This window comes from Halomonas flagellata (assembly GCF_022487945.1).
Lineage (GTDB): Bacteria > Pseudomonadota > Gammaproteobacteria > Pseudomonadales > Halomonadaceae > Halomonas > Halomonas flagellata.
Window position 1 is genome coordinate 32,971 of sequence record NZ_JAKVPY010000021.1, and the last position, 14,676, is coordinate 47,646.

Here is a 14,676-nt window from a genome sequence, read left to right on the forward strand (position 1 = left end):
CTGCGGGCGACCTTAGCGGTCGGTGGAAGGGCCGGCAAAGAACGCTTGCCACTGCTCGGGGCGGATCGGCTTCTGCAGGAAGGTGTCCCCCATCGACAGGCCATACTCACGCTCCAGCGCCTCGCGCGGCATGCCCGATGCCAGCACCACCGGGATCGCGGGCCAGCGGTGACGCACCTGCTCGCGCAGGTCGACGCCGCTGAGGGGGCCGTTGAGATTGACATCGGTGATGACCAGGCCGGTTGCCTGGGCGTTGTGCTGCAACCAGTCAAGCGCCTGCTGCGCATGGCGGAAGGCCTCGACGGGCCGCTGGTAGGTGGCGATGAGTTCAACCGTCACCCGCCTGACCTCGGTGTCGTCCTCCACCACCACCACGGTCTTGCCGTTCGGTACCGCCAAGGGCAGGACGGGCGGGGTGGCACGTTCGGGGCGCTCCGTGGCGGTACTGGTCGGCCAGCGCAGGCGTACCGTCGTGCCCTGGCCGGGTTCGGATTCCATGCTGAACTCGCCCCCGCTCTGGGTGACGAAACCGTAGACGGAGCTCAACCCCAGCCCGCTGCCCTGGCCCATGGGCTTGGTGGTGAAGAAGGGTTCCAGGACCCGGGCTTTCAGTTCGGCCGGTATCCCCTGGCCGGTATCGCTTACGGTGATCGTCACTGCGGGTGCCGTCCCCGCGCTTTGGCCGGTGGTGATGGTCAACTGGCCACCCTCCGGCATGGCCGCGCTGCTGTTCAATGCCAGGTTCAGCACGGCGTTTTCCAGTTGCGACGGGTCGATGTATAGCCTCGCGCCCGGCGCTTGCCGCCGGATCAGCAACCGGGTGTGCGCCGATACGCTGTATTCCAGCAGTTCCTCGAGCCCGCCGATCAGGGCATCGATCTCGATCAATTCCGGCTGCAAGTGCTGCTTGCGGCTGAACGCCAGCAAGCGCTGTACCAGTTGCGTGCCGCGCTCGCTGACATCCCGGGCACGCTCGGTGTACTTGCGCGCCTTGTCGGACAGGCTCGCCTGCTGTTCGAGCAGTTGTAGGTTGCCGAGAATGGCGGCCAGCAGGTTGTTGAAATCGTGCGCCACACCGCCGGTCAGTTGGCCCAGTACCTCCATCTTCTGGGCCTGTTGCAGTTGCTGCTCGACCGTGCGGCGGTCGGTGAGATCGCTGTAGAGCGTCACGAAACCGCCGCCAGGCATGGGTTGGCTGCGAAACTCGATCACGCGGCCATCGTCGTAATGGCGCTCGAAGCTCTGGTAGACCTGGTGGCGACGCACGTTGATCGCGCTCATGTCGACCGAGTGATTGGCCAGCGTCAGGTTACGGTGAGGATGGCGGGCCATCTGGCGCTGCACCTCGGCCAGGGGCATGCCGGGCTCGATCGTCCCCGGAGCCAGGCCGAACATGTCCAGGTAGCGGCGATTCCAGGCGATCAGCCGGTCGTCGGCGGAGAATACGCTGAGACCGTCCTGGATTTCGTTGAAGACCGTTTCCAGCAGGTGTTTCTGAGCTCTCAGGTCATGCCCGGCCTGTTCGATGCGCCCGGCGTGATCGCGGAACACCTCGTAGGCCCTGGCCAGCGTCCCGATCTCATCGTGACGGGTCACGGCGATGTGCTTGGGTGCCTCGCCGCCCTGCGCCAGTTGCATCATGTCCTGGGTGACGATCCCCAGGTCACGTACCGTCTTCAGGTTGCTCATGTAGTGCAGGATCACCCCCACGATCAGCAGGCCGGTCATCAGCATCATGCCGAACAGCACGCGATTCACCTGTGCATGGACGGTCTGCTGCTGGGCCACCACCTGGCGTTGCAAGTCGCCGGCAAAGCCGTTGACCTCCCGGGTCAGGCGCTCGGATTTGGCGCGCAGGCTGGCCAGCAGGAAGGCCTTTTGCTGACCGACTTGCGTCAGTTGGGCGGCGCTGCTCCCTGCCAGTTGTCGTAGCTGCCGGTAGGCCAGCGCGTGCGGCATCGACGGGGGTGGGGGCGCCGTCAGTGTGGTCCATTGCTCGACCCACTGGTCGGGGTCGCTGAGGCCCTGGTATAGCGCCTGCAGTATCTGCCAGTCAGTAACGGTGCGAGCGTCTTCCGACTCTGCGATCCGACGGACGATCTGGTTGACTTCGAACTGGGCGGTCAGCAGGTCCTCGCGAATGAAGAGCTCGGTTTCCACCAGGTCTGTCAGGCGGTCGATGTCGGTTCGCAACGCCTGAAGCAGGGATTGCAGCGTCAAGCGAAAGGGGCGGTCGCGGATGGAGGCGGCCACCACTACCAGCGACTGGAATCGCTGCGACAGCCGGTCGCGCTCGGTTTGCAAGAGAAAGGGCTTGGCGGCCGAGGCAACGTAAGGGGCCAGGGCGGCCACTTGCGCCACTTCTTCGGACAGGGTCAGGGCGGTCCGAATCTCCGGCAGCGTGCGAGCCTCGAACTCGCTGACGGCATTGCGGGTCTGGGTCAGGCCAAACCAGGCAACCAGTACCAGGCCGATCGCCAACAGCGTGGCCAGGACCAGCGCCACCAGGGCACGTCGCTGCAGGGTCCAGCGTCCCATCTCAGCGCTTGCGCACCTGGGCATGAAACACGTAGCCCTGGCCGCGTTCGGTCAGAATGTAACGGGGGTGCTTGGGGTTGGCTTCGAGCTTGCGGCGCAGCCGCAGGATCAGCACATCGATGCTGCGGTCGAAGGAGTCGCTGTCGGTACCGCGGGTCCGCTCCAGCAGGCTGTCGCGGCTCAGTACATGGTTGGCCGACGAGACCAGGCTTTCCAACAGGTTGAACTCGCCGAAGGTGAGGTTGACCGGCTGGTTGGCCGGGTTGTAGAGCATGCGCCGGGTCAAATCGAGTCGCCAGTCGTCGAACCAGAGGCAGGCATGGTCCTGATCTTCGACGCTCTGCAGGGGCACGCTGAGTTGCTTGGAGCGGCGCAGCAGGGCATGCACCCGCGCCATCAGCTCACGCAGATTGAAAGGTTTCATCAGGAAGTCGTCTGCCGCGACCTCCAGGCCCAGGATGCGGTCGGTTTCATCGCCCTTGCCGGTCAGCATCATGATCGGTACCGGGCTGGTGGCCCGTATATCGCGAGCCACCTGCAAGCCATTCTCTCCGGCCAGTTTCAGGTCGAGCACAATCAGGTCCACCGGGTCCCGGGCGATCAGTTCGTGTAGCGCCTGGCCACTTCGCAGGGCACTGACCCGGTAGCCTTCGTCCTGCAGCGCATCCTGCAGGACATCCAGCATGTCGACTTCATCGTCCACTACGGCAATGTGGTATCTGGTCTGGTGGGTCACGGGGATTGGATTTGTCATTGTCTCTCCCGCCATGGCAGAGGCGTACCCGCCCCATTTCGAAGAAAGCCCTCACATCGACATATTAATGTAAAGCTTCAATCATTTCGGAGTGCTCGACTATAGAAGGAGCCGAGTGACTGTGTGCACGCCATGCCTTGCGCTATCTTGGGGTGCAGTGTCCATCGTCTCGTGCCGCAGGAGAACCCCATGACCGTGATGACCGCCGCCGCCATCGAGGACTTCCTCGACGAGGTCTTTCCCCAGCGGACGGGGACCATCGAGGGCGTCGATCACATGCGGGCCACCATGAGCCTGGCGATCGAGGACGAGCACCTGCGGCCCGGGGCCAGCGTCTCCGGCCCCACCCTGATGGGGTTGGCCGATGTCTGCCTGTACGTGGCGATACTGGCCCAGGTCGGCCCGGAGCCCATGGCCGTGACCAGCGACCTGCATTGCCGCTTCCTGCGCCGGCCCCGGGGCGATCGCGATGTCATCGCCAATGCCCGTCTCGTCAAGCTGGGGAATCGCCTGGCGGTGGGCGAGGTGCAGCTCTATTCCGCCGGTGACGAGCGGCCGGTGGCCCTGGTCACCGCCACCTATGTGTTGCCCGACCGTGACTAGCTCGCGGCTCTGGCTCGCAGCACGCACCCGGCCAGCGCCAGCCAGCCGGCGAGCATCAGCACGCCGCCGAGCGGCGTGATCATGCCCAGGCCGCGCACGCCGGTCAGGGCCAGGGCATAGAGCGAGCCCGAGAACAGCAGCACCCCCGCCACCCAGAGCCCCAGGACGAGCCGCTGGCCCGCCAGGCGGTGCGAGGCGCGCCAGGCCAGCACGGCGAGCAGCGCCAGGGTATGCCAGGCCTGGTAGCGCACGCCGGTCTCGAAGGCGGCCGCCAGGCGCGGGGCCAGCTGCCCTTCCAGGGCATGGGCGCCGAAGGCGCCGGCCATCACCACCAGGGCGCCCGAGAGCGCGCCTGCGAACCACCACCCCCTGTCCTGCATGGGCCGGCCTCCCTCGTCACTCGAGAATGGTTGCGAATCGAAGCCTACCGTACCCCGGCCGGCTCGACTCCGCTACAATGGTGGCCCCGCGAATCCCCGAGCACGAAGAGAGGACGCCATGCAGATTCAGCTCAATGGCGAAGCGCGCACCCTGACGCCCGACCTCACGGTCGCCGAGCTGGTCGAGTCCCTGGGGCTCGCCGGCCGGCGCATCGCCGTGGAGGTCAACGAGGAGATCGTGCCGAAGAGCGCGCACGGCGAGATCCGGCTGGCCGAGGGCGACCGGGTCGAGGTCGTTCACGCCATCGGCGGCGGCTAGTCGCCGGGCCCCCGGCTGTCGGGCATTCCACGGGTATACAGGAGCAGAGCATGAGTGAGTTTTTCCAGGACCAGCCGCTGAACATCGCCGGGCGCGAGTTTGCCTCCCGCCTGCTGGTCGGTACCGGCAAGTACAAGGACTTCGACGAGACGGCCGAGGCGATCGCCGCCAGCGGTGCCGAGGTGGTGACCTTCGCGGTGCGTCGCACCAATCTGGGGCAGGAAGCCGGTGAGCCGAACCTGCTCGACGCCGTTCCTCCGGAGCGTTTCACCCTGCTGCCCAATACCGCCGGCTGCTATACGGCCAAGGACGCGGTGCGCACCTGCAGGCTGGCTCGGGAGCTGCTCGACGGTCATCACCTGGTCAAGCTCGAGGTGCTGGGCGACGACTCGACCCTCTACCCCAATGTGGTCGAGACCCTGTCGGCCGCCGAGACGCTGATCGCCGATGGCTTCGACGTCATGGTCTACACCAGCGACGATCCCATCGTGGCCCGGGAGCTCGAGCGCCTCGGCTGCTGTGCCATCATGCCGCTGGGCTCGCTGATCGGCTCCGGTCACGGCATCCAGAACCCGCACAACATCCGCCTGATCATCGAGCAGGCCGGCGTCCCGGTGCTGGTGGATGCCGGCATCGGCACCGCCTCCGACGCGGCCATGGCCATGGAGCTCGGCTGCGACGGCGTGCTGATGAATTCCGCCATCGCCCACGCCCGCCAGCCGGTGTTGATGGCCAGCGCCATGAGGAAAGCGGTGGAGGCCGGCCGCGAGGCCTTCCTGGCGGGGCGCATGCCGCGCCGTCAGAGCGCCGACCCCTCCTCGCCCTTCGCTGGCCGCATCAACGGCTGAGCCACCCGCAACCCGAGCCCCAGAGAGCCCCATTCGATTCCATGAACGATCCGCAACACGACGCGCCTGCCTCGACCACCGGCCCGGAAGGCCCCGACGCCCCGCTGCACCGCCGTGGCATCAAGAGCTATGTGCTGCGCGCCGGCCGGATGACCCAGGCCCAGACCCGTGGCCTGGAAGAGGTCTGGCCGCGGCTGGGCCTGACGCTGGCGGACGGCCGGCAGGACCTCGATGCCCTGTTCGGCCGCCGGGCGGCACGGGTGCTGGAGATCGGCTTCGGCATGGGCGCCTCGCTGGTCGAGCAGGCCGAGACCCATCCGGATACCGACTTCATCGGCATCGAGGTGCATGCCCCCGGGGTCGGCAAGCTGCTCGACGAGGCCGACAAGCGCGGCCTGACCAACCTCCGGGTCTACCGCGAGGATGCGTTGGCGGTGCTCGAGCAGTGCCTGCCGGAGGCGAGCCTCGACACCCTGCAGCTGTTCTTCCCCGACCCCTGGCCGAAGAAGAAGCACCACAAGCGACGCATCGTCCAGCCCGCCTTCGTCGAGCTGGTGCGCACCCGGCTCAAGCCCGGCGGCATCTTCCACCTGGCCACCGACTGGGAGGCCTACGCCGAGTGGATGGCCGAGGTCATGGCCGCGGCGCCGGGCTATCGCAATGTGGCGGCTCCGGACACGGCGCCCTATGTGCCGCGACCGGCGTTTCGCCCGCTGACCAAGTTCGAGGCCCGGGGCGAGCGCCTCGGTCATGGCGTCTGGGACCTGATGTATCGACGCTGCGAATAGTCAGGCCGACACCGGCGATGGCAATGCCCATGCCGATGATGCCCTGCCCCCCCGGGCGCTCGCCGAACATGGCCGCCGCCCAGAGCAGGGTCACGGCGGGGGTCAGGTAGACCAGCGTCGAGGTCAGGGTCACCCCGAGCCGGCGCAGGCTCGCGACGAAGAACCCGTACCCTCCCAGGCTCGATAGCACGATCAGCCAGCCGATTGCGGTGACGCTGGGCAGGTCGGCGGCGGGAAACGCGAGGACTCCACCGCCGGCGATCAAGGCGGCCAGCGTGAAGATTGCCGTGGCGGCAAGGAGCTGGAACAGCAAGGTTGCCGATATCGGCATCGCCGTCGTCCAGCGCACGGCCAGCAGGCTACCCAGCGTCACCGCCACCACCGAGCCGAGCGGCAGCAGGTAGGCCCACAGCGGGGCGCCGCTGCCGCGCTCGATGTCGTCGGCCACGTACAGCAGCATCCCCAGCGTGGCGATCGCCATGCCCGCCCAGCCCCGGGGGGCCAGGCGCTCGCCGAGCCAGGGGCCGGCCAGCGCCGCCGCCAGCAACGGCTGCAGGGCGGTGATCAGCGCGGTCACCCCGGCGCTGACGCCGAGCTGGATCGCCAGTATCACCCCCAGCAGGTACCCCCCCATGGTCAGGCTGCCGATGGCCATTTCGCGCAGGACATCCCGGCATGCCAGCCGGCCGGGCCGGCACAGCCGCCAATACAGGCCAACCAGCAGGCCGGCCAGCAGGAAGCGCCAGGCAAACAGCGCCAGCACCGGGGTGTCGGCCTCGATCGCCAGCCGTCCGCCGACGAACCCCGAGCTCCAGCACACCACGAAGCCCATGGCGATCAGCGGCGTCAGCAGGATAGGTGGCATGGCGATCTCTCTCCGTCAGGCGATGTTCGTCCTTGAGCCTGGGGCAGGAATCGATTTCAATAAATCGAAATTATCTGCAAGGAGGGTTCAGCATGTCTGAAGTCATGGCGTCGGCCCTGGATCTCGAGTCGCTGCGCAGCTTCCAGGTGGCGGCGCAACTGGGATCCCTCGGTGCCGCAGCGCAGCAGCGGCATCGCACCACCAGTGCCATCAGCATGCAGATCAAGCGGCTGGAGGAGGTGCTGGGCACGCGGCTGCTGGAGCGCGGCCCGCGCGGAGTGACGCCAACCGCCGCCGGGGAAGCCCTGTTGCAGGAGTCACGGGAGCTCCTGCGGTTGCACGACGGCATGCTGTCGCGCTTCACCGGTCGCGGGCTGGGCGGCAAGGTGCGCCTCGGTCTCCCGGAAGACTATGCCCGTGAGCTGCTCGTCGACGTGTTGCCGGATTTCATCGCGCGCCACCCCGATGTGTTGCTGGAGGCGGTGACCGCCACCAGTGGCGAGCTGGCGCGCCAGTTGACCCGTTCTCAACTGGCGCTGGCGGTGGTGCTGGATCGCCCGCACCCCCTCCCCGGCGGCGTGTCGCTGTGGCGGACCACGCCGGTATGGGCCGGCCCCCGCGTGGGACGGCTGACCGAACGCGCCAGCATCCCCCTGGCCCTTCACGAGGTCGACTGTCCGTATCGGGAGCTGGCGGTCGAGGCGTTGGAAGCCTCGGGCACGCCCTGGCATGCGGTCTTTACCAGTACCAGCATCCATGCCGTGGAGAAGGCGGTCGAGGCGGGCCTGGCGATCAGCGTGATCGACCGCGAGCGACTGACGTCGGCGATGCGCGAGCTGGGGCGTGACGAGGGCCTGCCGCTGCTGCCCCCCTGTGAGGCACGGCTGCACGTCGGGAAGCGTATCGAGGAGGCATCACGCCCGGCGGTGGAAGCCCTGGCCGCGTTGCTGCGCGAGCGCCTGCATGAACGTGGCCCCTGGCGTGCGGCGCCGCGCTCGACCTGATCGAGCAAAAAAAACGCCACCGGGAGGGTGGCGGCAAGACCGTGACTAGCAATGAGAGGGAGAAACCATGGCAGGAGCCTGGCGGCCCTGCCCTGGCCGTGGCGCCTCATCAACGCCACGCATGCAAAGATAATCGTTCTCATTTATCCCGTCAACACAAATGCGAATGTTTTTTATTGAGCCTCTCACTGCCCGGCCAGGCGCAGCCACAGGGGCAGGGTCACCATGGCCAGCAGCGTCTGACCGGTGATCAGCGCCGCCATCAGTTCGGCGTCACCCCCCAGCTGGCGGGCCAGGATATAGGCCGAGGTGGCGGTGGGCAGGGCGGCGAACAGCAGGGCCACGTCGCGGCTCACCGGGTCGAGTCCCAGCATCAGGGCAAGCCCCAGTACCAGGGCCGGCATCAGCACCAGCTTGACCAGATTGGTGGCCCAGACGCCGCGGTCCAGGCGGATCAGCGCGGCGGGGCGCAGTGCCACGCCCACTGCCACCAGGCCCAGCGGCAAGGCGGCTTGCCCCAGCAGCTCCACGGCGGCGCCGCTCCAGCCGGGCAGGCCGATGCCACCGACATTGAGGGCGATGCCGATCAGGCAGCCGAGGATCAGCGGGTTGCGGATCAGGGCCGCCAGGCTCCGGCCCAGGCCGGAAGGGCCCAGGGTGCCGGCGGCGATGAAGCTGGTCACGCAGAACACATTGACCACCGGCACCATCAGCGCCACCGCCACCGCGGCCACGGTGGCACCGGCACCGCCATGAAGCGCGGCGGCGCCGGCCACGCCGACATAGGTGTTGAAGCGCAGGGCCCCCTGGAAGGCCGAGGTGAAGGCGGGGGCCGCGAGCCGCAATCGCTCACGCAGGAGCCACATCAGGGCGCCGAGCAGGCCCATGGCCCCGAGCAGGGCCAGGGCCAGCCGGGTGACCGGCACCTGGCTCACGTCGGCGGTGGCCAGGGTCGAGATCAGCATGGCGGGAAACAGCAGGAAGTAGATCAGCCTTTCCATCCGGGGCCAGAAGTCACCCCCGGGCTGGCGGGTCCAGCCCAGCAGGGCCCCCAGCAGGATCAGCAGGAACAGCGGCCCCAGTGCGCTTGCCACTCCCTCCATGAATGCCTCCCTTGTCGTGCCGCCCTGCGACATCCTTGCGCAGGCTGCCAAGATAAATGCTGGTAAGCTTACTCTCCATCCTGCCCCCCTTGGGAGTGCTTCTTTCGCCGCCATGCCCGACCGCCCCCCGATGGAAACCGGTATTTCGCGTTCCCCGCTGCTGCGCCTGCTGATGCTGGTGACCCTGGGGGGCATCGCCGTGGCGCTCTGGTACCTGACCAGCTACAGCCTGCGCGGTGGCGGCGAGGTGCGCTGGCTCGCCCCCGGGGCGCCTTGCGACTTGCATGCCGGCGCCTGCACGGCGACCCTGGAGCAAGGTGCCAGCTTCACTCTCGAGGTCGAAGCCGCGGGGCGGATCCGGGCGCTGGAGGTGCTGCCCCTGGCGGTGACCCTCGAGGGCCTGGAGGCCGAGTCGGTGCGGGTCGAGTTCGTCGGCCGCGGCATGGAGATGGGACTGCATCGCTTCCCGCTCGCGGCGGGTGCCGACGGCGTCTACCGTGGTGACGGGCAGGTGACGATCTGTACCGAGTCGGTCATGCCATGGCGGGCCAGGGTGATAGTGGAGACTTCCCGGGGGAGCCTGGGGAGCTGGTTCGATTTCGATGTGGAGCGAAGCACACCATGAAGCGACTGGGGATCTGGATGGGACTGGGCGTGATCGTGCTGATCATCGCCCTCGGCGGCTATGCCTGGTATCAGCAGCAGGTCGCCAGTGACGCGGGCAGCGGACCGCAGGGCGGCCCGGTGGAACTCCCCTCGACCCATGGCGATTTCTCGCTCTCCCAGCTCGGCGACGATCAGCTGGCGGTGCTCTTCTTCGGTTACACCTCCTGCCCCGACGTCTGCCCCATGAGCATGGCGGTGGTGCGCCAGGCGCTGGCCGAGCTCGACGAGGCGAGCCGCGAACGGGTGGTGCCGGTGATGATCTCGGTGGACCCCGAGCGCGACACCCTGGAGCGGCTGACCGAGTACACCGGCTACTTCGGCGACGCCTTCATCGGTGCCACCGGCAGCCAGGCGCAGCTCGAGGAGGTCGCCGAGCGCTACGGGGTGGTCTGGCGGCGGGTGGAGACGCCGGAATCGGCGATGGAGTACACCATCGACCACAGCTCGTCGCTCTATCTGGTCGATCGGGACGGCAGGATCCGGAAGCGGGTGCTCTATTCGCCCGCGCCCCATGCCCTGCTCTCGGCGTTGCAGAGCGAACTCGATGGCTGACGCTCCCGCTCAATCGTCCGGCGACTCCGCCAGCCGGTCGATCATGCCCATCAGGGCCCCTATCTGGGTCCCCTGCCGGGTGTCGTGAAGGGGGTTCAGCTGCCAGGCGCTCTCGGCGAAGCCCCACCAGTCCCAGCAGCCCTGGGGGTTGGCCAGGCTGGTGTCCGCCTGGGGGTAGAGGATCACGCGACGATTGCTGGCCGCCCATTCGTTCAGTCCGCTATGGCGCACGAAGGCGTCGTCGATCTGTCCGGCGCCCATACCACAGCCGTGCAGTGCCATGGTCAGCCCGCAGCCGCCGTCCTCGCAGCCTTCCGGCACGAACAGGTAGCCGGCATCGGCGAGTCCCTTGGCGTCGCGTACCTCGGCCTGGTCGAAACGCATCAGGTTGCCGCCGACCGCCTCGGCGGGGGGCGCCAGTTCCCCATGTAGCCAGCCCAGCGCCTCACCGGCGATGTCCAGCCCGCAGGCCAGCAGCTGGGTGCCGCCCCCGTTGCGGCAGTCGGCGAGGATACCGACGGGGGTTGCCACCCGGGCCATCACCGGCCAGCCGTGGCCGATGTCCTCGCTCTCGAGCTGCTGGAGCTGCTCTTCGGGAGTCGCCAGCCAGCCCTGGAACTGTTCGGCCAGGGCGCGGCCCAGGTCCGGCGACACCGTATCGTCCTCGGCGCCATGCCAGACGAATACCCGTAGCTGCGCCAGTGCCTGGCGATCGCCCACCAGGTCGCGCTCCAGGTAGTCGCGGTGACGGTTGGCCAGTTCGTCGAGTTCCGGGGCGCCGAGCCGCGATGTCATGCATTGCCCGAGCGCGAGGCGCAGGGCCCCCCGGGCACAGGACCAGGGGCCGGCCGCCAGTACGCCCAGCCCGGAGAACCGCTCGGGCCAGGCGACGGCGAGCTGGGTGGCCATGTAGCCGCCGGAGGAGACACCGACGACGCTGACGTCATCGGCGGCGATGCCCAACGGGGGCAGCTCGGGGAGCCGCTCGGCGGCGGCCAGGGGGGCCGCCAGCCCCGTCAGGACGAGGCCCGCGGCAACGGAAGCAAGAAGAGGCATGGTCGGGGGTCAGTCGGCGTCGTCCACGTCGAGCAGCTCGACCTTGAAGATCAGCGTCTCGTGAGGGCCGATGGGGCCCTGGCCCTGGGCGCCGTAGGCGAGCTCGGAGGGAATGACGATCTCCCAGGTGTCACCGACGCTCATCAGCTGCAGCGCCTCCTGCCAGCCCTCGATGACCTGACCGACCCGGAAGTTGACCGGCTCGCCACGCGCGTAGGAGCTGTCGAAGACGGTGCCGTCGATCAGGGTGCCTTCGTAGTGCACCTCGACGTTGGACTCGGGACCCGGCGAGGCGCCATCACCGGCTTCCAGCACCTTGTACTGCAGGCCGGAGTCGGTGACCTCGACGCCGTCCTCCTCGGCGTTGGCGGCTAGGAAGGCCTCGCCGTCGGCGCGGTTGGCCTCGGCCTGCTGCTCGGTCTCTGCCTCGCGGGCGGCCATGGCCTCCTGCTGGAAACGCATCAGGGCCGCGGCCATCTCCTCGTCGCTCATGGCCAGCTCGCCGCCCTCGAAGACGTCGCGGATGGCCTGGGTGAAGGCGTCGACGTTCAGGTCCTCGACGTCCTGCTGGATGCTCTGGCCCAGGGTCACGCCCAGGCTGTAGCCGAGGCGCTCGTCGTCGGTTTGCGGTGTCGCCAGCGCCAGGGGAGCGGCGCCCAGGAGGGCGGTCAGGGATGCGGTGGTCAGCAGTCTCTTCATGAACAAGCCTTGTGGTCCGGGCGCCGCGGCGCCAGTGCATGGAAACCATGGGACTGTAGCAGGGCCGGGCCGGTTCCGCACCAGCGTCAGGCGCGCGGAGCCGGCCCGGCAGGCGGCAGCCAAGGTGGGCTCAGACGACCAGGGTCGGGCAGTGGGCCGAGCCCGCCACTCGCTGGGCCACGCTGCCCAGCAGCATGCTCTTCTCGCCGTTGGTGCCCTGGGAGCCGATCACGATCAGGTCGCACTCGCGCTTGCGCGCGAAGCGCACGATGGTGCGTGAGGGGCGGCCGCCCTTGACGAAGGCGCGCAGCTTGGTCGGCTCGGCCCCCAGCGCCAGCGCTTCGCCCTTGGCATGCACGGCGATCTCGGTGGCGTACTCCTTGAGGGCGTCGTCGGGGATGTCCAGCTTGTCGGGCCGGACCATGGAGAGCGAGGCCTCCAGCAGGCTGTGGTGCTTGAACACACACAGGATGTAGAGCTCGGCGCCGGTCAGCATCTGCAGCCCCACGGCCTTCTCCAGCGCCTTCAGCGCCCCCTTCGAGCCGTCCACCGGTATCAGTATCCGATCGAACATCGTTGCCATCTCCTGGGGTCAGTGGGGCTGGATCAGCGGAAGGCCAGGTCGCGCAGGAACAGCGCGATCTGCGGGAACATGATCAGCAGGGCCGCGGCCAGGATCAGCAGGAAGACGAAGGGGGGCGTGCCGCGGATCACCTCCCAGTAGGGTCGCTTGAAGATGGCGATGGCGGTGAAGATGTCGCAGCCGAAGGGGGGCGTCGCCGAGCCGATGGCCACCTGCAGGGTGATCAGGATGCCCACCAGCACCGGGTCGAGGCCGGTGGCCGCGACGGCCGGGGCGAAGATGGGCGTCAGCACCAGGATCACCACGATGGGGTCTACGAACATGCAGGCCACGAAGAAGGCCACGCAGATCGCGATCAGCACGCCGGTGGGACCGGCCTCGTTGATCCCCACCGCCGCGAGGATCGTCTGGGGGATCTGGGCGAAGGAGATGATCCAGGAGAAGCCGTTGCCCACCGCCACCAGGATGAACACTACCGCGGTGATCAGGCCGGTGGACTTGGCGATGGCGTAAATTTCGGCGACCTTCAGCGAGCGAAAGACCACGAACTCCAGCACGATGGCATACAGCACGCAGGCCGCCGCGGCCTCGGTGGGGCTGAAGATGCCGCCATAGATGCCGCCGACGATGATCACCGGGAAGCCCAGCGGCCAGAGGGCGTCGCGCACCGCTAGGCCCCGGGTTCGCCAGCTCGCCCTGGCCTCGGTGGGCACGTCCTTGACGATGGCGTAGACGACGCAGTAGACGGCGAACATCAGCAGGATCAACAGGCCCGGGCCAATGCCGGCGATGAACAGCTCGCCGATGGAGGTGCCCGAGATGACCCCGTAGATGATCATGCCGATGCTCGGCGGGATCAGGAAGGCGATGTCGCTGGAGTTGATGATCAGCGCCAGGGTGAAGGAGTCCGAATAGCCGGCCTTGAGCATCTTGGGGCGCAGGGGGGAGCCGATGGCCACCACCGTGGCCTGGGTGGAGCCCGAGACGGCCCCGAACAGGGTGCAGGAGGCCGCGGTGCTCACCGCCAGCCCACCCTTCACGTGGCCGATGAAGGCCATCACCATGTTGATCAGCCGCTCGGCCGACTGGCCGCGGGTCATGATATCGGCGGAGAGGATGAACATCGGCACCGCGATCAGCGAGGCAGGCCGGATGCCCGCCATCATCTGCTGGATCAGGGTGTCCATCTGCCCCAGGCCGTTGAACATCATGTAGAAGCCGATCACCGCCGCGGTGATCAGCGGGATCATCATGGGAAAGCCCAGCAGCAGCAGGACTATCATCGTGGTGACCATTATGGTTGTCATGGTGTGCTCTCCTGGGCACCGGACCCTGCGTCAGACTTCCGTTTCCGTATCCTTGTAGCCGTCGAGCACGCTCGTCGACAGATAGACGTCACGCGAGGTCATGTTCTTGATGGCCGTGAGGAAGTACTGGATGCCCGTGATCAGGAAGCCCAGGGGGACCCAGACATAGATGATCCAGATGGGTAGCGCCAGGGCCGGCAGAACGCGTCCCTTGGCGTAGAGACTGGCGATATAGATGATCGAGTAGTAGAGCAGGAAGAACATCACCAGGGAGGTGAATAGCGAGATCAGGATCATCAAGGCACGCCGGCCACCCGTCGGCAGGGCATCATAGATCGCCGACATGCGGATGTGGCGGCCGTGGCGGGCCGCGTAGCCGATACCGGCAAAGGTGATCATGATGATCAGGATGCGGTTGATTTCACCGGAGAAGAAGATGCTGGAGCCGAAGACGAAGCGGCCTATCACATTGGCGACGGTATTGACTGCCATCAGCAGTACGCCGAGCGCCAGGATCACCGCCTCTACCTTGCTGATGAAGGTATCGATCGGTCCCAAGGGGCCGGGCAGCGTCGACCGGTAGTGCTTTTCGGATTCTTCTTCAGTCATGT

The 14,676-nt window shown here is 67.5% G+C and carries 16 protein-coding genes and 1 pseudogene; 7 read left to right on the plus strand and 10 right to left on the minus strand.

The genetic code is table 11. The features are described 5' to 3' along the window. Positions 1-12: 12 nt before the first annotated feature. Both MKP05_RS16115 and MKP05_RS16120 read right to left on the minus strand, forming a co-directional pair. A complete protein-coding gene (locus MKP05_RS16115) occupies positions 13-2,538 on the minus strand; it encodes a PAS-domain containing protein (RefSeq protein WP_240569257.1) in 2,526 nt (841 codons plus the stop codon). A 1-nt stretch (position 2,539) separates the two neighbouring features. Beyond that, positions 2,540-3,292: a response regulator gene (locus MKP05_RS16120; protein ID WP_240569258.1), complete on the minus strand. Its 753-nt coding sequence runs from the start codon at positions 3,290-3,292 to the stop codon at positions 2,540-2,542. A gap of 189 nt (positions 3,293-3,481) precedes the next feature. On the opposite strand from MKP05_RS16120, the gene MKP05_RS16125 reads away from it, so the two are divergent. Continuing rightward, on the plus strand, positions 3,482-3,895 hold the full coding sequence (locus MKP05_RS16125) for a PaaI family thioesterase (protein WP_110284528.1): 414 nt from the start codon (positions 3,482-3,484) through the stop codon (positions 3,893-3,895). On the opposite strand, the gene MKP05_RS16130 is transcribed toward MKP05_RS16125, so the two are convergent. Next, on the minus strand, positions 3,892-4,275 hold the full coding sequence (locus tag MKP05_RS16130; protein ID WP_110284529.1) for a DUF423 domain-containing protein: 384 nt from the start codon (positions 4,273-4,275) through the stop codon (positions 3,892-3,894). The genes MKP05_RS16125 and MKP05_RS16130 overlap by 4 nt on opposite strands. A 118-nt stretch (positions 4,276-4,393) precedes the next feature. Here MKP05_RS16130 and thiS point away from each other — a divergent pair, with 118 nt between their 5' ends. Genes thiS through trmB form a run of 3 tightly spaced genes read left to right on the plus strand, consistent with a single transcriptional unit; the run spans position 4,394 to position 6,230 of the window. Then, positions 4,394-4,594 carry a sulfur carrier protein ThiS gene (thiS, locus tag MKP05_RS16135; RefSeq protein WP_110284530.1) on the plus strand — a complete coding sequence of 67 codons (201 nt, stop codon included), beginning with the start codon at positions 4,394-4,396 and terminating at the stop codon, positions 4,592-4,594. A 50-nt stretch (positions 4,595-4,644) separates the two neighbouring features. Beyond that, entirely contained in the window at positions 4,645-5,442 is a 798-nt protein-coding gene (locus MKP05_RS16140; protein ID WP_110284531.1) for a thiazole synthase, read from the plus strand. A 41-nt stretch (positions 5,443-5,483) separates the two neighbouring features. Next, positions 5,484-6,230 (plus strand): tRNA (guanosine(46)-N7)-methyltransferase TrmB, encoded by a 747-nt coding sequence (gene trmB, locus MKP05_RS16145; RefSeq protein ID WP_240569259.1) that lies wholly within the window; start codon positions 5,484-5,486, stop codon positions 6,228-6,230. 55 nt (positions 6,231-6,285) lie between these two features. Here the strand turns inward: trmB and MKP05_RS16150 are convergent. Next, positions 6,286-7,095 (minus strand): annotated as a pseudogene (locus MKP05_RS16150) (DMT family transporter); the annotation flags it as partial. Between the two features lie 92 nt (positions 7,096-7,187). On the opposite strand from MKP05_RS16150, the gene MKP05_RS16155 reads away from it, so the two are divergent. Next, positions 7,188-8,099, plus strand: coding sequence for a LysR family transcriptional regulator (locus MKP05_RS16155; protein WP_240569260.1), 912 nt, complete (start codon positions 7,188-7,190; stop codon positions 8,097-8,099). 185 nt (positions 8,100-8,284) lie between these two features. Here the strand turns inward: MKP05_RS16155 and MKP05_RS16160 are convergent, their stop codons facing one another. Beyond that, a complete protein-coding gene (locus MKP05_RS16160; RefSeq protein WP_240569261.1) occupies positions 8,285-9,202 on the minus strand; it encodes an AEC family transporter in 918 nt (305 codons plus the stop codon). 130 nt (positions 9,203-9,332) lie between these two features. Between MKP05_RS16160 and MKP05_RS16165 the strand changes: the two genes are divergently transcribed. Then, the gene (locus tag MKP05_RS16165) at positions 9,333-9,827 is read left to right on the plus strand and encodes a hypothetical protein (protein ID WP_240569262.1); all 495 of its coding nucleotides are present in this window, start codon (positions 9,333-9,335) and stop codon (positions 9,825-9,827) included. Beyond that, positions 9,824-10,420 (plus strand): SCO family protein, encoded by a 597-nt coding sequence (locus tag MKP05_RS16170; RefSeq protein WP_110284536.1) that lies wholly within the window; start codon positions 9,824-9,826, stop codon positions 10,418-10,420. Before MKP05_RS16165 ends, MKP05_RS16170 begins: the two co-directional genes overlap by 4 nt. Before the next feature lie 9 nt (positions 10,421-10,429). Here the strand turns inward: MKP05_RS16170 and MKP05_RS16175 are convergent, their stop codons facing one another. The 5 genes from MKP05_RS16175 to MKP05_RS16195 form a co-directional block, all read right to left on the minus strand. Continuing rightward, entirely contained in the window at positions 10,430-11,476 is a 1,047-nt protein-coding gene (locus MKP05_RS16175; protein ID WP_240569263.1) for an alpha/beta hydrolase family protein, read from the minus strand. A 9-nt stretch (positions 11,477-11,485) separates the two neighbouring features. Then, positions 11,486-12,175 carry a BamJ family beta-barrel-assembly machinery protein gene (bamJ, locus tag MKP05_RS16180; RefSeq protein ID WP_240569264.1) on the minus strand — a complete coding sequence of 230 codons (690 nt, stop codon included), beginning with the start codon at positions 12,173-12,175 and terminating at the stop codon, positions 11,486-11,488. Between the two features lie 130 nt (positions 12,176-12,305). Further along, the gene (locus MKP05_RS16185; protein WP_240569265.1) at positions 12,306-12,749 is read right to left on the minus strand and encodes a universal stress protein; all 444 of its coding nucleotides are present in this window, start codon (positions 12,747-12,749) and stop codon (positions 12,306-12,308) included. A 32-nt stretch (positions 12,750-12,781) separates the two neighbouring features. Further along, complete coding sequence (locus MKP05_RS16190; RefSeq protein ID WP_240569266.1) at positions 12,782-14,065, minus strand: TRAP transporter large permease; 1,284 nt, start codon at positions 14,063-14,065, stop codon at positions 12,782-12,784. 30 nt (positions 14,066-14,095) lie between these two features. After that, positions 14,096-14,674: a TRAP transporter small permease gene (locus tag MKP05_RS16195; protein ID WP_240569267.1), complete on the minus strand. Its 579-nt coding sequence runs from the start codon at positions 14,672-14,674 to the stop codon at positions 14,096-14,098. Positions 14,675-14,676 lie beyond the last annotated feature (2 nt).